Annotated in this window: 17 protein-coding genes; 9 read left to right on the top strand and 8 right to left on the bottom strand. The window is 63.3% G+C overall.

The genetic code is table 11. The features are described from left to right. Nucleotides 1–32: 32 nt before the first annotated feature. A complete protein-coding gene (locus tag ACWTU7_RS10680; RefSeq protein WP_455839926.1) occupies nt 33–932 on the bottom strand; it encodes a LysR family transcriptional regulator in 900 nt (299 codons plus the stop codon). A gap of 166 nt (nt 933–1,098) precedes the next feature. Between ACWTU7_RS10680 and ACWTU7_RS10685 the strand changes: the two genes are divergently transcribed. Further along, nucleotides 1,099–1,740 carry a DUF47 family protein gene (locus tag ACWTU7_RS10685; protein WP_455839927.1) on the top strand — a complete coding sequence of 214 codons (642 nt, stop codon included), beginning with the start codon at nt 1,099–1,101 and terminating at the stop codon, nt 1,738–1,740. Nucleotides 1,741–1,743: 3 nt separating this feature from the next. Continuing rightward, nucleotides 1,744–2,748, top strand: coding sequence for an anion permease (locus ACWTU7_RS10690; protein ID WP_455839928.1), 1,005 nt, complete (start codon nt 1,744–1,746; stop codon nt 2,746–2,748). A gap of 42 nt (nt 2,749–2,790) precedes the next feature. Here the strand turns inward: ACWTU7_RS10690 and ACWTU7_RS10695 are convergent, their stop codons facing one another. Next, nucleotides 2,791–3,168 (bottom strand): VOC family protein, encoded by a 378-nt coding sequence (locus tag ACWTU7_RS10695; protein ID WP_455839929.1) that lies wholly within the window; start codon nt 3,166–3,168, stop codon nt 2,791–2,793. Nucleotides 3,169–3,408: 240 nt separating this feature from the next. Here ACWTU7_RS10695 and ACWTU7_RS10700 point away from each other — a divergent pair, with 240 nt between their 5' ends. Further along, nucleotides 3,409–4,602: an Mrp/NBP35 family ATP-binding protein gene (locus tag ACWTU7_RS10700; protein ID WP_455839930.1), complete on the top strand. Its 1,194-nt coding sequence runs from the start codon at nt 3,409–3,411 to the stop codon at nt 4,600–4,602. A 136-nt stretch (nt 4,603–4,738) separates the two neighbouring features. Here ACWTU7_RS10700 and ACWTU7_RS10705 read toward each other — a convergent pair whose 3' ends face one another. Further along, on the bottom strand, nt 4,739–5,200 hold the full coding sequence (locus ACWTU7_RS10705; protein ID WP_455839931.1) for an SRPBCC family protein: 462 nt from the start codon (nt 5,198–5,200) through the stop codon (nt 4,739–4,741). Nucleotides 5,201–5,357: 157 nt separating this feature from the next. Between ACWTU7_RS10705 and ACWTU7_RS10710 the strand changes: the two genes are divergently transcribed. Further along, nucleotides 5,358–7,163: an IlvD/Edd family dehydratase gene (locus tag ACWTU7_RS10710; RefSeq protein ID WP_287335649.1), complete on the top strand. Its 1,806-nt coding sequence runs from the start codon at nt 5,358–5,360 to the stop codon at nt 7,161–7,163. A 107-nt stretch (nt 7,164–7,270) separates the two neighbouring features. Here ACWTU7_RS10710 and ACWTU7_RS10715 read toward each other — a convergent pair whose 3' ends face one another. After that, the gene (locus ACWTU7_RS10715) at nt 7,271–7,690 is read right to left on the bottom strand and encodes a GFA family protein (protein ID WP_455839932.1); all 420 of its coding nucleotides are present in this window, start codon (nt 7,688–7,690) and stop codon (nt 7,271–7,273) included. Between the two features lie 192 nt (nt 7,691–7,882). Here ACWTU7_RS10715 and ACWTU7_RS10720 point away from each other — a divergent pair, with 192 nt between their 5' ends. The 3 genes from ACWTU7_RS10720 to ACWTU7_RS10730 are packed head-to-tail and all read left to right on the top strand — an operon-like array spanning nt 7,883 to nt 10,551. Then, nucleotides 7,883–8,698, top strand: coding sequence for a chromate resistance protein ChrB domain-containing protein (locus tag ACWTU7_RS10720; RefSeq protein ID WP_455839954.1), 816 nt, complete (start codon nt 7,883–7,885; stop codon nt 8,696–8,698). After that, nucleotides 8,695–10,098, top strand: a complete 1,404-nt coding sequence (chrA, locus tag ACWTU7_RS10725; RefSeq protein WP_455839933.1) for a chromate efflux transporter — start codon at nt 8,695–8,697, stop codon at nt 10,096–10,098. The genes ACWTU7_RS10720 and chrA overlap by 4 nt, the downstream gene beginning before the upstream one ends. Nucleotides 10,099–10,152: 54 nt before the next feature. Further along, a complete protein-coding gene (locus ACWTU7_RS10730) occupies nt 10,153–10,551 on the top strand; it encodes a hypothetical protein (protein ID WP_455839934.1) in 399 nt (132 codons plus the stop codon). A 21-nt stretch (nt 10,552–10,572) separates the two neighbouring features. Here the strand turns inward: ACWTU7_RS10730 and ACWTU7_RS10735 are convergent, their stop codons facing one another. Then, complete coding sequence (locus tag ACWTU7_RS10735) at nt 10,573–12,162, bottom strand: trimethylamine methyltransferase family protein (protein ID WP_455839935.1); 1,590 nt, start codon at nt 12,160–12,162, stop codon at nt 10,573–10,575. Between the two features lie 186 nt (nt 12,163–12,348). Next, nucleotides 12,349–13,842 carry a MocR-like pyridoxine biosynthesis transcription factor PdxR gene (gene pdxR, locus ACWTU7_RS10740; protein WP_029357044.1) on the bottom strand — a complete coding sequence of 498 codons (1,494 nt, stop codon included), beginning with the start codon at nt 13,840–13,842 and terminating at the stop codon, nt 12,349–12,351. Between the two features lie 316 nt (nt 13,843–14,158). Here pdxR and pgi point away from each other — a divergent pair, with 316 nt between their 5' ends. Continuing rightward, complete coding sequence (pgi, locus tag ACWTU7_RS10745; RefSeq protein ID WP_455839936.1) at nt 14,159–15,802, top strand: glucose-6-phosphate isomerase; 1,644 nt, start codon at nt 14,159–14,161, stop codon at nt 15,800–15,802. Between the two features lie 5 nt (nt 15,803–15,807). Continuing rightward, nucleotides 15,808–16,530 (top strand): HAD family hydrolase, encoded by a 723-nt coding sequence (locus tag ACWTU7_RS10750; RefSeq protein ID WP_455839937.1) that lies wholly within the window; start codon nt 15,808–15,810, stop codon nt 16,528–16,530. A gap of 10 nt (nt 16,531–16,540) precedes the next feature. On the opposite strand, the gene ACWTU7_RS10755 is transcribed toward ACWTU7_RS10750, so the two are convergent. Beyond that, nucleotides 16,541–17,200, bottom strand: a complete 660-nt coding sequence (locus tag ACWTU7_RS10755) for a class I SAM-dependent methyltransferase (protein ID WP_455839955.1) — start codon at nt 17,198–17,200, stop codon at nt 16,541–16,543. An 86-nt stretch (nt 17,201–17,286) separates the two neighbouring features. Beyond that, nucleotides 17,287–19,140 carry a long-chain-fatty-acid--CoA ligase gene (locus ACWTU7_RS10760; RefSeq protein WP_455839938.1) on the bottom strand — a complete coding sequence of 618 codons (1,854 nt, stop codon included), beginning with the start codon at nt 19,138–19,140 and terminating at the stop codon, nt 17,287–17,289. Between the last annotated feature and the right edge of the window lie 190 nt (nt 19,141–19,330).

The raw sequence follows: 19,330 nt of genomic DNA on the forward strand, positions 1-19,330 counted from the left end.
CTATCGATGCCGTTCAGCCTGCAATCTCTAGCTCAGTGGCGGGCGCGGAAATCGTCTGCCAACGCCATCGCCTCGTCCAGCAGCGCCGAGACCAGCGGCGTGTGCGGCTCGCGCGGCGTCGCCACCAGCCCGACGGTGTGGCTGGCATCCGGCTCGACAATCGGAATGGCCCGGATTGGCTCGGAAAAGCCGAATGTTTCCGATAGGTTGAGCGGCATGATCGACGACCATTTGCCGGTACGGATATGGGAGAACAGCACGATCATCGAATTGGATTCGAGCGTCGGCCGCACCTGCGTGCCGGCTTCGGCCAAATGCTGGTCGATGATGCGGCGGTTCTGCATGTCGGGCGTCAGCAGGCAGAGCGGCAGCTGGCTGAGCTCCGCCCATGTCACTTTGTCGCGGTCGGAATAGGGGTTTCCGACCGCGGTGATCAGCTGATAGCGCTCGTCATAGAGCGGCACGCTGGTCACCCGCCCCAGCGGCTCGTTGTCGAGGTAGGTGATGCCGGCGTCGATGTCGAAATTGCCGAGCAGCGACAGCACCTCGATCGAGGTGCGCGACAGCACCGAGAAGGTGACGCCGGGATGTTTTGCCCGAAAAGGTGTCGTCAGCCGCGCCACCATAGCCAGAGCTGTCGGGATGGCGGCGATACGGATGCGCCCCGAAAGGCCGTGACGCGCCGCCCGCATCTCCTCGCGCATCGTGCGGGTGTCGCCGACGATGCGGCGCGCCCACACCAGCACCTGCTCTCCCTCCGGCGTCAGCCCCTGAAAGCGCGATCCGCGTAATACCAGCATCACGCCGAGCTGGCCCTCCAGCTGCTTGATGCCGGCCGAAAGCGTCGGCTGCGTGACACCGCACACCTCCGCCGCTCGGCCGAAATGCTCTTCCCTGGCCAGCGCGATAAAGAATTCCAGCTTGTCGATCATGCCATCTGTCCGGTGCGTCGCGCACAAGGTCGGGGAAATTGCGTGCCACCGCAAGCCGCACGTGCAATCGGCTGCATCCACATCTTTCAGCCGGCTTACTGTTTCCGGAGGCGGCATGCGGCGCTATGTGGGTGAAATAAGATCGTGGGGCGACCGGAGATTGAACATGCTGGGCTGGTTCCGCAAACTGCTGCCGCGCGAAGATCGTTTCTTCGACCTGTTCGAGCAACACTCCCGTACGGTGGTCGATGGCGCCGAGGCACTCGAGCAGCTTCTCCAGGGCAAGGACATCGATCGCTGGTGCCAGAAGATCATCGATCTTGAAGACCAGGCCGATCACATCACCGCGGAAGTCCTGCTTTCTGTGCGGCGCTCGTTCATCACTCCTTTCGATCGTGGTGACATCAAGGACCTGATCCAGTCGATGGATGACGCCATCGACATGATGCACAAGACCGTCAAGACGGTGAAGCTGTTCGAGAAGAAGGAATTCGACCCGCTGATGCAGGAAATGGGCGGCATCATCGTCATTGCAGCCAAGCTGATCGCCGAGGCCATCCCATTGCTCAGCAAGATTGGGGCCCACAGCGTGCGCCTCAACGCGATCGCGGAAGAGGTCATGCGCGCGGAAGGCCGGGCCGACGATCTGCACGAGCAGGGCCTGAAAGACCTGTTCAAGAGACATGGCCGCAGCGACCCGATGGCCTACCTGATCGGCAGCGAGATCTATGGCGAGCTGGAAAAGGTGGTCGATCGCTTTGAGGACGTGGCCAACGAGATCAGCGGCATCGTCATCGAGAACGTTTAGCCAATGGAAGCCGCCATCGCCTTTCCCGTGTTGGTCGGGCTCATCGCCGTTGCGCTGTTCTTCGATTTTCTCAACGGCCTGCACGATGCCGCCAACTCCATCGCCACCATCGTCTCCACGCGTGTGCTGAGGCCGCACAATGCGGTGCTGTGGGCGGCCTTCTTCAATTTCATCGCCTTCCTGTTCTTCGGTCTTCATGTTGCGGAGACGCTAGGAACGGGCATCATCGACGCCACCATCGTCACCCCGGGGGTGATCTTCGCCGCGCTTGTCGGCGCCATTGTCTGGAACATCGTCACCTGGCTCGTCGGCATCCCCTCCAGCAGTTCGCATGCGCTGATCGGCGGACTGGTCGGCGCCGGCGTTGCAAGGGCAGGCGGCGGCGCCATCGTCTGGACCGGGCTCGGCAAGACCATTGCGGCCATCGTCCTCTCGCCGGCGACCGGATTTCTGCTGGCGCTTGTCTTGATCCTTACAGTTTCCTGGGTATTCGTGCGCAAGACACCATTTGCCGTGGATAGCACGTTCCGCGTCATGCAGTTCGTTTCTGCCTCGCTCTATTCGCTCGGCCATGGCGGCAACGACGCACAGAAAACCATGGGCATCATCGCCGTGCTGCTCTATTCGCAGGGCATGCTTGGAGAAAATTTCTACGTGCCGCTATGGGTCGTCATCACGTGTCAGGCGGCGCTGGCGTTGGGCACATTGTTCGGCGGCTGGCGCATCGTCCACACGATGGGCTCGAAGATCACCCGGCTGAACCCGATGCAGGGTTTCTGCGCCGAGACCGGCGGTGCGATCACCCTGTTCGCCGCCACCTGGCTCGGCATTCCGGTGTCGACGACGCATACGATCACCGGCGCCATCATCGGTGTCGGCGCCGCCCGCCGCGTCTCGGCCGTGCGTTGGGGCATCGCCGGCAACATCGTCATCGCCTGGATTGTCACTCTGCCGGCCACGGCTGCGATTTCGGCCCTCACCTACTTCGCGGTCAGCCTGCCGACGTGACGTGGGTGGCGGTTGGGTCGCATGGGTGCGGCAGAGCGAAATCTACCTGTCCACAAGGTTCAGGATGTTACCGTCTGGATCTTTGAACCAGGCGACCCTCATGCCGTGACCGAGGTGGATGTCGCCTTCGACCGTTGTGTGAGGCATGTCGTAATGTTCGAAAACAACGCCTTTCGACCTTAGCCCGCTGACAATTTTTTCGATTTCGTCGCCGACCATCCAGGTCACCGCCGTCGCCTTGTTGGTTCCGGCGAATTTCGAGTGATACACATTGATGCTGGTGTCGCCGCATTTGTAGACGATCAGTTCGCCACCCTCGTTGTGAAGCTCCGTCAGCCCCAGAACGTCTTCATAGAAGGCCTTGGCCTTGGCCAGGTCCTTCACCGCGAGATTGGCCGTTGCGTTGCTGTTTGCGAGCATGATTGGTCTCCTTTCCTTGCTGGCGAGCACGTCCGAAGCCCTGCAACAAGATAGGGCTGCTTCGTCTTCCGGCGACCGCAGCTTGCGCTATCGGCGTGCCTCTTCCGTAAGGACGTTTCGCCTCCCGCAAATCCCTACGAGCAGACGCGAGTTTTGATGTCATGCCCGGTGCGTGTCGTTCCGCCGCTTGGTTATGTTCGGGAACTGCATTATCTCAAGCGGAAAGCAGAGGAAAAGCTGATGCCCGCCGTCCAGGGAAACGTTACCAAGGAAATCGTCATCGAGCGCCTGAAGACGGTCAACGGACCGGACTTCACCGGCAACATCGTCGACCTCGGCATGGTTTCCGAGATTTTCATTGCCGATTCCAAGGTCTTCTTCTCGATCACGGTGCCGGCTGCCCGGGCCCAGGAGATGGAGCCGTTGCGTGCCGCCGCCGAGCGTGTCGTCAAAGCGATCCCCGGTGTCGCCGGCGCCGTGGTTGCGCTGACGGCGGAAAGGAAAGGTGGCGGCATGGAGGCTCCGGTTCCGCAGAGACCCGCCTCCAGGCCCGCGCCGCCGGCCGCACCCGCTGCCGCGCCACGTCCGGCCCCGCATGCTCCGGCCTCGCACAGCCAGGGCAAGCGCGGCGTGCCCGGCATCGAGGCGATTATCGCTGTCGCTTCCGGCAAGGGCGGCGTCGGCAAGTCGACCACTGCCGTCAACATCGCGCTTGGCCTCGCCGCCAAAGGCCTGAGGGTCGGCGTGCTCGACGCCGACATCTACGGCCCGTCCATGCCGCGGCTGCTCAAGATCCATGGCCGGCCGCAGACCGTCGACGGCAAAGTCCTGAAGCCGATGGAGAATTACGGCCTGAAGGTCATGTCGATGGGCTTCCTCGTCGATGAGGAGACGCCGATGATCTGGCGCGGGCCGATGGTGATGTCGGCATTGACGCAAATGCTGCGCGAGGTCGAGTGGGGTCCGCTAGATGTGCTCGTCGTCGACATGCCGCCCGGCACCGGCGATGCGCAACTGACCATGGCCCAGCAGGTGCCGCTGGCCGGCGCCGTTATCGTCTCGACACCGCAGGACCTGGCCCTCATCGATGCCCGGAAAGGCCTCAACATGTTCAGGAAGGTCGACGTGCCGGTATTGGGCATCGTCGAGAATATGAGCTATTTCCTCGCCCCCGACACCGGCAAGCGCTACGACATCTTCGGCCATGGCGGCGCGCGCCGCGAGGCCGAGCGTCTCGGCGTCACCTTCCTCGGCGAAGTGCCGCTCGAAATGGGCATCCGCGAAAGCTCGGATGCCGGCACGCCGGTGGTGGTCTCGAAGCCCGATAGCGCCGAGGCGAAGATCTACCGCGACATCGCCTCGAACGTCTGGGGCAGGGTCAACGAAGAACGCGGCGCGGCTGAAGCCGCCGTGCCGAGCATCGTGTTCGAGTGATCCCTCCCCCTTGAGGGGAGGGTGGCGCAGGGCCGGGTGGGGTCCGCGGCAACGCGCTCCGCCTCTCTTAGCCTCAGTTGAAGGTCGGGGCAGTTGAGGTGACCCCTCCCGCCTCGCTTCGCGAGGCACCCTCCCCTCAAGGGGGAGGGGAGCCGCCCACCTTCTCGCCGAACGACGAAAAAAACTGCCCGGCAAGCTTCTTCGATGTCGATTCGATCAGCCGGCTGCCGAGCTGGGCGATCTTTCCGCCGACGTCGGCCTTGGCCGCATATCTCAGGATCGTCGCCTCCGGGCCATCGGCGGTCAGGGTCACATCGGCGCCGCCTTTGGCGAAGCCGGCGATGCCACCCTTGCCCTCGCCCTGGATGGTGTAGGAATGCGGCGGGTTGAGGTTCCCCAGCGTCACCTCGCCGTTGAACGTCGCTTTGATGGGGCCGATTTTGACTACCACGGTCGCTCCCATCTCGGTGTCCGACTTCTTTTCGAGGCTCTGGCAGCCCGGAATGGTCTGCCTCAGAACGTCCGGGTCGTTCAGCGCTTCCCACACCTTTTGCAGGGGTGCGGCGATGCGTTCCTCGCCTTCGATCACCAAAGCCATCAAAATCTCCAGGATACAAACTGACAGGCCCCGATGCGGTCTAGCGTGAGGGTAGACGCATGTCTATCGCACCAAAGTCCGGAATCGGATGGCGCGTGCCTCTTGCCTGCTCTCGCGCGTTGTCATATCGATTTGTCATACAAATACGGAGACCATGATGGCCGGCGCCCCCACGCAGAAAAAGAAATTTCGCTCGCAGGAGTGGTTCGACAATCCCGACAATCCGGGGATGACGGCGCTTTACCTCGAGCGCTATCTGAATTACGGGCTGACGCGTGCCGAACTGATGTCGGGCAAGCCGCTGATCGGCATCGCCCAGACCGGCTCGGATCTGTCGCCCTGCAATCGCCATCATATCGAGCTGGCCAAGCGCGTGCGCGAGGGCATCGTCTCGATGGGCGGCATCCCTTTCGAGTTCCCATGCCACCCGATCCAGGAGACGGGCAAACGCCCAACCGCCGCACTCGACCGCAACCTCGCCTATCTCGGCCTGGTCGAGGTGCTCTACGGCTACCCGCTCGACGGCGTCGTGCTCACCATCGGCTGCGACAAGACGACGCCGGCCCTGCTGATGGCAGCGGCCACCGTCAACATTCCGGCTATCGCGCTGTCGGTCGGCCCGATGCTGAACGGCTGGCACAAGGGCAAGCGCACCGGCTCCGGTACCATCGTCTGGGAATCGCGCCAGCGCCTGTCGGCAGGCGAAATCGGCTATGACGAGTTCATGGACATCGTCGCCTCCTCGGCGCCGTCCACCGGCTATTGCAACACCATGGGCACCGCCACCACGATGAATTCGCTGGCCGAGGCGCTCGGCATGCAGCTGCCTGGCTCGGCCGCGATCCCCGCTCCCTATCGCGAGCGTGGCCAGATCGCCTATGAGACGGGAAAACGCATCGTCGACATGGTGCATGAGGATCTGAAGCCCTCCGACATCATGACCCGACAGGCCTTCGAGAATGCCATCGTCGTCAATTCGGCCATCGGCGGCTCGACCAACGCGCCGATCCACCTCAACGCCATCGCACGCCATCTCGGCGTGCCGCTCGACAATGACGATTGGCAGCAGGTCGGCCTCAAAATACCGCTCATCGTCAACCTGCAGCCGTCGGGCGAATATCTCGGCGAGGATTATCATCATGCCGGTGGCGTGCCGGCGGTGGTGGCCGAACTGATGAAGGCCGGGCTGTTGCCCCATCCCGACGCCATGACCGTCAACGGCAAGACGATGGGCGACAATTGCAGTGGGGCCGTCAACGAGAATCTCGATGTCATCCGCACCGTCGCCGAGCCGCTGAAAGTCAATGCCGGCTTCATCAATCTTAGGGGTAATCTGTTTGATTCGGCGATTATGAAGACCAGCGGTATCTCGCCCGAATTCCGCGAACGCTATCTGTCGAACCCGAAGGACCCCGAGGCCTTCGAAGGCAACGCCATGGTCTTCGACGGGCCCGAAGACTACCACGCCCGCATCGACGATCCGGCGCAAGGCATCGACGAGCACACGATCCTGTTCATGCGCGGCGCCGGTCCGATCGGTTATCCGGGCGGCGCCGAAGTCGTCAACATGCAGCCGCCGGCCCATCTCATCAAGAAGGGCATTCATGCGCTGGCCTGCATCGGCGACGGCCGCCAGTCGGGCACGTCGGGCTCGCCGTCAATCCTCAACGCCTCGCCCGAAGCCGCCATAGGCGGCGGGCTTGCGCTGTTGAAGACCGGCGACCGCGTCCGCATCGACCTGCGCAAGGGCACCGCCGACATTCTCGTCACCGACGACGAGATCACGCGCCGTCGCGCCGAGCTGCAGAACAGTGGCGGCTATCACTACCCCAAGCACCAGACGCCGTGGCAGGAGATCCAGCGCGGCATGGTCGACCAGTTTTCCGAAGGCATGGTGCTGAAGCCGGCGGTGAAATACCAGGATGTGGCGCACACCCGCGGCGTGCCGCGGGACAATCACTGAACGCCGGGCAGGGCGCTTTCCGCAACGGGCAACCGGCGGCTTGTTCGGGATCAAGCCGCCGTCAGTCCTATAGCGCAGTTCTGCCCTGGCCTGCCTGAAGTCGCCGCTCACAAATATCCTGTGATCTCCGGCGCCTGGTCCTGCCTGTCGCGCTTGCCGTCCTCGTAGACGATTGGTGCTGCGGCGAGTTCCTCTTCGGTGACGTCGTCGAGGCAGGCGACGTTCACCGCCCAGAAGTTCCCGCCCATGAAGTCGAGATAGCCGCGCGAGAGAAAATTCGCGCCGCAGTTCGGGCACATATAGTGGTTGATGTCGCCTTCCGGCCAGTTCGACGGCGTCGCCTTGTATTCCCGCATCCGGTCGCGGCCGTCCGTCACCCGCACGGCTTCATAGGCTGCGAAGGATTTCCGGTAGCCGAGTTTCCAGCAGAAGCTGCAATTGCATTTGCGGATACCCTCGGCGAGGTCGATTTCGGCTTCGAAACGCACCGCACCGCAATGGCAGCTGCCGTGATAGGTCTTTTTCATGGTTTTCCTCCCAGACGTGTTCTGACTCCGCCAAACCGGCCGCCGGAGCCGGAGCATCCTTTGCTTCAGGCATGACGCTTGACAAGCGGGCGCAACAAATCCACGATCATGGCAAGGGGTGCATCGCGACGACCCCGTGAGGCGTCAGCCCAACGTTCGCGTCCAAGCTTCTCTGTCAAGGAGGTGGACGCCATGCCGTCGACAACCGCTATCACCGTATCGCAACTATCCCGTCTGATTGGTCTGCCGGGTGCGCCCGCGATCGTCGATGTTCGTATCGAAGATGATTACAACGCCGATCCGCGCCTGCTCCCGGCCTCAAGCCGGCGTGATTTCAAAACCGTCTCTACCTGGGCGTCCGAATACGCCGGCAGCCGAGTGGCGGTCATCTGCCAAAGAGGACAAAAGCTCTCGCAAGGCGTGGCCGCATGGCTGCGGCATGAGGGCGTCAGTGCCGAATCCCTCGAAGGTGGCTTCGAGGCCTGGCGCGATGCCAAGGGGCTTTTGGTCGATGCCGGCAAGTTGCCGCCCCGCGATGGAAATGGCCGCACCGTATGGGTGACGCGGGCCCGCCCGAAGGTCGATCGCATCGCCTGCCCCTGGTTGATCCGGCGTTTCATCGATCCGAGCGCTGTTTTTCTCTTTGTCGAGGCGGCCGAAGTGTTGGCCACTGCGGATCGCTTTCAGGCCGTGCCTTTCGACATCGACAATGTGTTCTGGTCGCACCGCGGCGAACGCTGCACCTTCGACACGATGATCGAAGAGTTCGGGCTCGAATCCGAACCGCTCGATCGCCTAGCCATGATTGTGCGCGCAGCCGACACTGCAAGTCTCGATCTGGTTCCCCAGGCGGCCGGATTCCTGGCCGCCTCGCTTGGCCTGTCGCGGATGTTTCGCGACGATCTGGAACAGCTGGAGGCAGGCATGCTGCTCTACGATGCGTTTTACCGATGGTGCCGCGACGCCACCGAGGAGACGCACAACTGGCCAAGCGTGAGCAAGCCATGAGCGCCCCGGTTTCTGACGGAACGGAGGCTTCGGGGGGCGAGATCGTCGAAGCGCCGGCTGCGCCAACCTTCCGCGAAGGCGTAAAGCTCTGGGCGAAAATCGGCCTGCTCAGCTTCGGCGGGCCGGCCGGCCAGATCGCGCTCATGCACAAGGAATTGGTCGAGGAACGGCGTTGGATCGGCGAGCAACGTTTCCTGCATGCGTTGAACTACTGCATGATGCTGCCCGGCCCTGAAGCCCAGCAACTCGCCATCTATATCGGCTGGCTGTTGCACCGGACGATCGGCGGCCTGGTCGCCGGTATCCTGTTCGTCGCGCCGGGCGCGCTTGTGATGCTCACCTTGAGCATCCTCTATGCGCTATACGGCGACGCTCCCCTCGTCGAGGCGCTGTTTTTCGGGGTGAAAGCGGCCGTGCTCGCCATCGTGATCGAGGCGATGATCCGGATCGGACGTCGGGCCCTGAAGAACCGGGTCATGGTTTCGATCGCGCTCGCCGCCTTCATTGCCATCTATGCATTGAACCTGCCGTTTCCGCTCATCATCCTGCTTGCCGGCGTGACGGGCTGGATTGGAAACCGTGTTGCGCCGGCCCTTTTTTCCGGTGCGGCACACGGCAAAGACGCGGTTCCCGACATCAAGGGCGCGGTCGACCTGATGTTCGAGCGCGGCGAGCTGGCCCACACCAGGCCGACACGATGGCATGCGCCGCGCATCATTGCGATCTGGCTGCCGATCTGGCTCGGCCCCGTGCTGCTGATCTGGGCGTTCACCGGATCCACCAGCGTGTGGACTGAGATCGGTGGCTTCTTCAGCGTCATGGCGGTCGTCACCTTCGGCGGCGCTTACGCGGTCCTTGCCTATGTCGCGCAGGCAGCGGTCGAGTCCTTCGGCTGGCTCGCACCCGGTGAAATGGTCGATGGCCTCGGGCTTGCCGAAACCACGCCTGGTCCGCTCATTCTGGTCCTGCAGTTCGTCGGCTTTCTTGCGGCGTTCCGCCAATCCGGATCGTTGAGCCCGCTGCTTGCAGGATCGCTTGGGGCGATGCTCACCCTATGGGCGACGTTCACGCCTTGCTTCTTCTGGATATTCCTCGGTGCGCCCTACATCGAAGCCCTGCGCGGCAACAAGGCGCTATCGGCGGCGCTGACCGCGATCACTGCCGCCGTCGTCGGCGTCATCATGAATCTCGCTCTGTGGTTCGGCTTGCACGTCATCTTCGGCGAAGTGCGCAACATCGGGCTTGGAATGGACGTGCCGGTGCTCTCATCCATCGACTGGCGCGCGGCCCTGCTGTCGTGTGCTGCCATGATCGCCATTCTGAAGCTGAAGATCGGCATGCTGCCGACGCTTGCGGGATCGGCCCTCGCCGGTGTTTTGTTGCTGGCGGCGAGTGGATAGCGGCTGCGTGCAGCCGTCGCTTCATTGTAGTTCGGGCATTCGGATAGGAACATCATGGCGAGACAACGCTCTTCCCCAGGCTTCCTCGGAATGTTCGGCCGATCAGGCGACCTCAGGCAACTCGACGCCGCGTTACGCGGCGTCGACCTTCATCCCGCCCTTGTGCCGGAGGGAGCAAAGCTCACCATCGTCAATCTGATGAAGGACCACTGGTCTGACGAGCCGCCACTACAAGCCTATCCAGCGGTGGCGCAGCTATTTGGCTATTGTGTTGCCGGGCCGGAAGCATTCGAGCAATCCAACGGCCTTCAACATAGGCTGGATGCGGAGCGCCGGCTGGAGGCGGCACTTGAGGCCGGCGACAGCTTCGATGCGCAAATCATACTGATGACGCTGCATGCCAAGCTGATCAGTGGCGAGGTCGTCGAGCGCTATGGGTTGAGGACCGACTGACCGTTTTGACGAGAAGCGTTCTCAGCCGCCCATGCCGCTGCGCGGCAGATGGATAAGATTGCCGAAGCGGGCGCGCAACTTGTCGTCGACCAGCTTCGGGACATGGCGCGGGAAGCGCTCGGCGAGGATGCGTTTCTTCTCGATGATCGCCCGCTGCAAGATGTCGGGCCTGCCTTTCTCGTTCCACTCCTTCGGCGAAAACCGGTCGCCAACCGCCGGGTAGAAATATTCCGTCTGCATCAGCCGCAGTGTCTGCTCGTTGCCGAGATAGTGACCCGGCCCCTTCAGGCAGACGTCGGCGATGGTGTCTATCGACAGCGACTCATCGGTCACCTCGATGCCGCGCACGCAGCGCAGGCAATGGCCAAGCATGTCGTTGTCGATGATCAGGCTTTCCAGGCAGAAACCGAGCAGCGAGGCGTGCATGCCGGCCGATTCGTAGACGAGGTTGAGGCCGGCAAGGCCCGCCATAACGTCGGTGATGCCCTTTTCGTAACCGGACTGGATATCAGGCAGTTTCGAATCCGTCATGCCGGCGGCCGAACCACCGGGCAGGTCGTAGAACTGCGCCATCTGGGCGCAGGCAGCCGTCAGTACCGCTTGCTCGGCCGAACCGCCTGACATGGCGCCGGTCCTGAGATCCGAGACGAACGGCCAGGTGCCGAAGATCGCCGGATGCCCCGGCTTGATGGCGTTGACATAGACGAGGCCGGCGAGCACTTCGGCCACCGCTTGCACCACCGCGCCGGCGATCGCCGCCGGCGCTGTGGCGCCTGCCTGGCCGGCCGACAGCAACAGGATCGGAATGCCGCCTTCGACGCAGGCCTCGAGCACGCCGCAAGCGTCCTCGGCGAATTTCATTGGCGGCACCACAAAACAGTTCGAATTGGAGACGAAAGGCCGCGCGCGAAAATTCTCTTCGCCGCCGGCAATGGCGTAGAGCATGTCGAGCGCCGGCTTGACGTTCTCGCGCACCGTGAACGACGTGCCGACATGCTTCGACGTGCCCATCACGCAGGCGTAGAGCGTGTTGAAATCCATGTCGAGCGGATCGGGAATGTCGCGCGGCACCATCGGCCGCTGGAAGAAATGGATGTTGTCGAGCCCTTCGACGATGCGGGCCGCGTCATAGATGTCCTGCAGCAGCGACTCTCGATACTCGCGCTTCTCGACGTCGACCAGATGCACGGCGGCGCCCGCCGTGCCGTAATGCACGCGCTTGCCCTGGATCAGCATGTCGTGCTTGGGATCCTGGCCATGCAGGGTGAAGTGGCGTGCGGCCTTCTTGATGGTGTCGAGGACGAGCGCGCGCGGAAAACGAATGCGGCCGTCCTCGCCGAGCGTGGCGCCGGCCTTGGTCAGCGCCTCGATGCAGGATGGGATAGCATTGGCGAAGCCGACCGTTTCAAGCAGCGTCAGCACCGCTTCGTGGATGCGCTCGCGGTCGTTTTCGCTGAGCGGCCCGTAGCTTCCGCCTTCGAGGCCGGCGCGCACCGGCTTGATATCGTCGGCAAGCGGCGCCGCCCGCATGGCGCGGCGCGCTTCGCGCCCCCCGGAACGCCGCGAACGTTGGTCCGAGGGCATATCCGGCTTCTCAACAGCCACTGACATGGGAGGCACTCCACCTTTAGCTGCGAAGCGGGCGGCGGTGGTTGGTCCACCATCGGCGTGCTTCGTCCCCTTATGCCTCGAACTATGCCGCCGGCATTGGTGCAGCCTATGAGCCAGACGGTCCCGTCACATATGCCAGAGCGCTAAAGAATGGCGGCCGGTCTCTGTCACGCCCCGACCGAGGCATCAAGCCGCCGCCGGCCTGCGCCCGGCCGCCGTCGCCAGTTCGCGGATGCCGGGCTCGATGTGCTGCAGCGCAATCGAGGAGATGCCCAGCCGCATGAAGCGCGACGGCTTTTCGGTGCGGTCGAAGAAGCGGTCGCCAGGCTCGATGATGACGCTGCGCGAGGCAGCGGCCTCGGCCAGCCCGCGCGAATCGGTGCCGCGCGGCCCTTCGAGCCAGAGCGACGCGCCACCGGCGGAATCGGTCGAGCGCCACTCCGGCAGGAAAGCGGAAATTGCATGGATCAGACGCTTGCGCCGTTCGTCGAAAGCGCTCGACAGCCGCCGCACCAGCGCCTCATGGTGGCCAAGCGACAAGAACAGTGCGACCGCGCGCTGGTTGTTGGCCGGCGGATGACGCAGCATGAAGCGGCGTAGCGCGCGAAGCTCGGAGATCAGCCCGGCCGAGGCCACGATGTAGCCGAGCCTAAGGCCCGGAGCCAGCGTCTTCGACATCGAGCCGACATAGATGACGCGGCCCGAGCGGTCGAGGCTCTTCAGCGCCTGCTGCGGCGCTTCGTCCAGAAGCTGGCTGTCATAGCCGTCCTCGATGATGATCTGGTTGTGACGATTGGCGCGCGCCAGCAGGTCCTGCCGGCGCTCCGCCGACAGCGGCACCATGGTCGGGCAATGGTGGCTGGGCGTCACGAAGACGAAGCCGGAATCACTGGGAATAGAAGCGGTTACGATGCCGGAGTGGTCGACCGGGACCGGTGTGACGTCGGCGCCCGCCAGCCGGAAGATCGAGCGTGCGTCGGGATAGCCGGGGTCTTCCATGGCGACCTTGGAGCCTTTGGTCATCAGCAGCGTCGCCAGCATGTAGAGCGCATTCTGCGCGCCGAGCGTGACGATGATCTCATCGGGGTTGGCGAAGATGCCGCGCCGCGGCAACAGCCGCGCCTGGATCTGCTCGATCAGCAGCGGATCGTCGCGGTCGACCATGTCGGACGCCCAGTTGCGGATCTCGAGCACGGCGAGCGCCATGCGGTTGCACTCGCGCCACTCGGCGGTCGGGAACAGTGCCGGATCGAACTGGCCATAGACAAAGGGGTAGGACGACTTGATCCAGTTGTCGTGCTTGGCCGGCGGCGGCATGTCGCTGGCCGCGATCTGTCGGCGCGCCTTCCAGTCGATCTCATTGGCCTGGTCGGGCGCCTTCTGGTGCGGTTTGGCCGGCGTCGCCAGCACGTCCGGATTGACGAAATGGCCGCGCCGTTCGCGCGCCACAAGGAAACCCTGGTCGACGAGTTGCTGGAAGGCCAGCACCACGGTGCCGCGCGCCACGCCGAGTTTCTCGGCCAGGATCCGGCAGGACGGAAGCGGCATCGAGGCGGCGATTTGCCGGTCGAGGATGGCGGCGACGATCGCTTGACGGATCTGTGCCTGCAGGGTCTGGCCGGATTCCGCCGAAATCCGGAACAGGCCGGACCATATGGCCGTGTCGTTTCGCTGTGGCATGGAAGATGTTCCTCGATGGCCAGCTTTTTTCACTTGGCTGGACCAGTCGAATGTACCGGTGGCACAAGCTGTTGCGCCAATCAATTTTTCTGATCGCTGGGATTTACGCCAGTGATCCTTCGCTGCAACGCGTCATCCCTGGCGTGACGCAACGCGTCATCCCAGCGTGACGCAACGCGTCATCCCCTGGCCTGACGCCGTGCGTCATCGCTGCGCATTGAAACCAGTTGATTTCGGCTAGATAGTTTGGACGCGACGACACGCGCCGGAAACATCCGGTCTGTTATGTTGGGATTTCAAGGCTCGGAGTGAGGCAGTGGATCAATCGTCCTTTCAAAAACAGCTCGACGCCCTGCGCGATCACCGTGCGGCCAGATCGGGCAGCATGCGCGAGGCTTTCGCCGCCGATCCGCAGCGCTTCGAAAAATTCTCCGCCACCGACGGCGACCTGTTGCTCGACTGGTCGAAATGCGCGGTCGATGCGCAGACGATGGATATGCTGGAGAAGCTGGCGGGAGCCGCCGATCTCGAAGGCCGGCGCGCCGCGATGTTCTCAGGCAAGAAGATCAACGTCACCGAAGGCCGCGCCGTGCTGCACACCGCCCTGCGCAACCTGAACGGCAAGGGCATCGTGCTCGACGGTCAGGATGTGAAGGCCGAGGTTGTCGCCGTGCTCGACGCGATGGGCGTCTTCGCCGATGCCGTGCGCTCCGGCAAGGCGGCCGGCGCCACAGGCAAGAAGATCACCGACATCGTCAACATCGGCATCGGCGGGTCCGACCTTGGCCCGGCCATGGCGACGCTGGCTTTGGCGCCATATCACGACGGGCCGCGCACGCACTACGTGTCCAACATCGACGGCGCTCATATCCACGACACGCTGATGGGCCTTTCCGCCGAAACCACGCTGTTCATCGTGGCCTCGAAGACCTTCACCACGGTCGAGACGATGACCAATGCCGAGACGGCACGCGAATGGGTGCAGAAGGCGCTCGGCAAGGAAGCGGTCGGCAAGCATTTCGCCGCCGTCTCGACGGCGCTGGAGCTGGTGGCCAAGTTCGGCATCGCGTCCGACCGCGTCTTCGGCTTCTGGGACTGGGTCGGCGGACGCTATTCGGTCTGGGGCGCGATCGGCCTCCCGGTGATGATCGCCGTCGGCCCGAAGAATTTTCGCGCCTTTCTCGACGGCGCGCATGCGATGGACGAGCATTTCCAGACTGCGCCGCTGGCCAGGAACCTGCCGGCGCTGATGGGGCTGGTCGGCTGGTGGCATCGGGTGATTTGTAAATACCCCGCTCGCGCCGTCATCCCCTACGATCAGCGCCTGTCGAGGCTGCCGGCCTATCTGCAGCAGCTCGACATGGAATCGAACGGCAAGAGCGTCACCCTCGACGGCGGCGCTGTGACCACGCCAACCGGCCCACTGGTCTGGGGCGAGCCCGGCACCAATGGCCAGCACGCCTTCTTCCAGCTGCTGCACCAGGGCACCGATTTCATTCCGGTCGAATTCCTCGCAGCGGCCATCGGCCATGAGCCGGACCTCAAGCATCACCACGATCTGTTGCTCGCCAACTGCCTGGCGCAGTCGGAGGCTTTCATGAAGGGCCGCACGCTGGAGGAAGCGCGCGCGCAGATGCTGGCGAAAGGCATGGCGCCCGCCGAGGTCGACAGGATCGCCCCGCACCGCGTTTTCTCCGGCAACCGGCCCTCGGTGACGATCCTCTACAGACAACTCGATCCGCATACGTTCGGACGGCTGATCGCGCTCTATGAGCACCGCGTCTTCGTCGAAGGCACGCTCTTCAACATCAATTCCTTCGACCAGTGGGGCGTCGAACTGGGCAAGGAACTGGCGACCGGACTGCTGCCTGTCGTGGAGGGCAAGGAGAATGCCGCAAAGCGGGACGCTTCGACCGCCGGGCTGGTGGAACACATCCACCGACTGCGCGGATCGGAGTAAGCGGCTTGGCCGAGATCAAAGGAATATTGTTCGACAAGGACGGTACGCTTGTCGACTTCAACGCAACATGGCTCGGCGTTGCCGATTTCATGGCGATGGATGCGTCGGAGGGCGACCGCTGGAAGGCCGACAGGCTGCTTGCCGCGGCGGGCTACGATTTCGCCACCAAACGCTTCAAGCCCGACTCCATCTTTGCTTCCGGCACCAACATGGATGTCGTCGAGCTTTGGTTTCCGCGCCTGTCGGATGAAGACCAGATGCTTGCCGTCGCCCGCTTCAACGAGATCACCTCGGTGCAGGGCTCGGCGATGGCGGTGGCGCTGCCGGGCATCGTCGAGACGCTCGGTGTTCTTCACAGGAAATCCTACCGGCTCGGCGTCGCCACCAACGATTCGACCACTGGCGCGGAAAAGACATTGCTGACGCTCGGCGTCGCGCAGCTGTTCGAAGCCGCCTATGGTTACGACGCGGTGGCCAATCCGAAACCGGCGCCGGATACGATCCTTGCCTTCTCGGACCTTACCGGCCTGAGGCCGACCGCGATCGCCATGGTCGGCGACAATCGCCACGATCTGGAGATGGCGCGGGCCGGCGGCTGCGGTCTGGCAATCGGCGTGCTCTCCGGCACCGGCACGCGGGAATCGCTATCGCAGATCGCCGACGTCATTCTGGATTCGGTTGCCGACCTGCCCGACTTTCTTTCGGCAAGGGTCAAGGAGACGACCTGAACTCGCAGGGCTACTCCGGCTCGAACGAGAAGACACCGCTCGGCTTCATCGCCGCGCCTTTTGCTTCGCCGACATCCGGCACGCGGTATTCGGCCAGCAGCCGAAGCCGCGAGCGGGGCAGGTAGGCCCGGCCCGGGTCGCCGATCAGCACATTGATGCGTGCGGCCAGGCAGCGGTCGAGGAAGGGGATAACCCGGTCGGCGAGATCTTGCCCGTAAAACAAGTCGCCGGCTGCCACGACATCCACCGGCGGCGGCGGACCAGCGGTGATGTCCTGGCCGACGACTGTGATTGCGACGCCGTTCGCCGCCGCATTGAGACCGAGCGCGGCGACGCCGTTGCGGTCAATCTCGGACGCGAGCACTTCGCGCGCTCCGGCCTTTGCCGCGGCGATGCCGACGAGGCCCGACCCGGCGCCGAGGTCGAGCACGCGAAGCCCGGCCACGGACTCCGGCCGATCGAGGATGTAGCGGGCAAGCACCGCGCCGCCGGCCCAGGCATAGGCCCAGTAAGGTGGCTGCGGCTCGGGCCCGTCCTCGTCGGCTTCGGTTCCTTCTTCTTCCGGCTCGGCTGCTTGTCCTTCTTGATGCGTGAGCCGCCACAGACCGCTCGCGGGGTGCGTTGCATAAAGCCGGATTTCGGGAAGCGCAGGAACAGGGGCGATACGCATGTTCGCCTTGATGAATGTCTGCGGATCGTGACGGGAAAGCGTGTCCACCGTGTCATCTACAGTAAGGCAATCGCCCAAAATTATCCCTATACCCGCAACGCCCGCCGCAGAATCTTGCCCACCGGCGTCTTCGGCAGTTCGGTCCGAAACTCGATGTATTTTGGCCGCTTGTAGCCGGTCAGGTTCTCGCGGCAATAGACGGTCAGCACCTCAGCGGTCAGCAACGGGTCCTTCTTGACTACGAACAGCTTCGGCACTTCGCCTGAATGCTCGTCCGGCACACCGATCGCCGCCACTTCGAGCACGCCCGGATGCAGGGCCACGACTTCCTCGAGTTCGTTCGGATAGACGTTGAAGCCGGACACCAGGATCATGTCCTTCTTGCGGTCGACGATCTTGGTGTAGCCGCGCTCGTCCATGAAGCCCATGTCGCCCGACTTGAAGAAACCATCCTTGGTCATCACCTTGGCGGTCTCGTCCGGCCGGTTCCAGTAGCCGGCCATCACTTGCGGTCCGCGTATGCAGATCTCGCCGACTTCGCCGAGCGGTAAATCGTTGCCGTCGTCGTCGCGGATGGCGATCTCGGTCGAGGGCAGCGGCAGGCCGATCGTGCCGGTGAAGGTGCCATTGCTGAATGTGTTGGCGGTGGCCACCGGCGAGGTTTCCGAAAGCCCGTAGCCCTCGGTGACCGGGCAGCCGGTCAACGCCTTCCAGCGTTCGGCAACACCCTTCTGCACCGCCATGCCGCCACCCAGCGTCAGGATCAGTGGCTTGAAGTCCAGCTTGCGGAAATCTTCATTGTTGAGCAGCGCGTTGAACAGCGTGTTGAGGCCTGGAAAGATGTGGATCGGATATTTGCCGAGTTGCTTGACGAAGCCGGGAATGTCGCGCGGATTGGGAATGAGTATGTTCTGGCCGCCGAGCTGCATGCCCATCAGTGCGTTCACCGTCAGCGCGAAGATATGGTAGAGCGGCAGCGCGCAGATGAAGTTGAGATGCGCCGGTTTCGGCTTGACCGTGAAGGCGTCCTCGATCCAGAGCGCGTTCTGCGCCACATTGGCCAGCACATTGCTGTGCAGCAGTACCGCGCCCTTCGAGATGCCGGTGGTGCCGCCGGTATATTGCAGGAAGGCGACATCGTCGGCAGCGACCTTCACCGGCTTGAAATTCATGCCGGTGCCTGCTTTCAACGCCGCGTTGAACTTGACATGGCCCGGCAGCGACCAGGCCGGGACCATCTTCTTCACGCGGCGCACGACGAGATTGACGATCGTTCCTTTCAGGCCGCCAAGCATGTCGCCCATCGCCGCGACCACGACATGCTTGACAGCCGTTTTGGCGATCACCGCCTGCAAGGTGTTGGCGAAATTTTCGAGAATGACGATGGCTTGAGCGCCGGAATCCCTGAGCTGATGTTCCAGCTCGCGCGGCGTGTAGAGCGGGTTGATGTTGACCACGACATAGCCGGCACGCAGCACTGCCATCATCGCCACCGGATATTGCAGCACGTTCGGCATCATCACCGCCACGCGTGCGCCTTTCTGCAGTCCCGTAGACTGCAGAAAGGCGGCGAAGGCGGCCGATTGCCGCTCGACTTCCGCATAGGTGATGGTCTTGCCCATGCAAGTGAAGGCCGGCCGGCTGGCATACTGCTTGCAGGCGTCGGCGAGCAGATCGCCGATGGAGCCGAAGGGCAGGGCGCCGATCTCGGCAGGAACGACCTTCGGGTAGCTCTTGAGCCAAGGCCTTTCCGGCGATCCGGCGCCAACTGCTTTCGGCAATCTCTCGGCCGGACCCGGCTTCGAAGTCGATGTCGGTGCCGCTTTCGGCTTGGCAACGGCTTTGGCCGTCGGCGCCTTTGGCTTGTCGGAGTTGGCCGGTTTTGCGGCAGTTTTGGCCCTCGCTTTCGCGGGGGCCGTTGTCCTTGGTGCTTTTGCCACCTGTCCCTCCCTCGGTTGTTCTTATTGTCTCTGCTTGCCCGCCGCGTTGCCTCCGAATGACAGAGACGTCCTCCGCTGCTGCCGGCATCCAGGAAATCCAGCTTGCCATCTATCTATTGCGACTATCGGCAGCCGTGCAAGTCTGACCCTGCGGCAAGACTGGAAAGAAATCCCGCGCCAATGACAAGCC

This window comes from Mesorhizobium sp. BHscii, assembly GCF_053848065.1.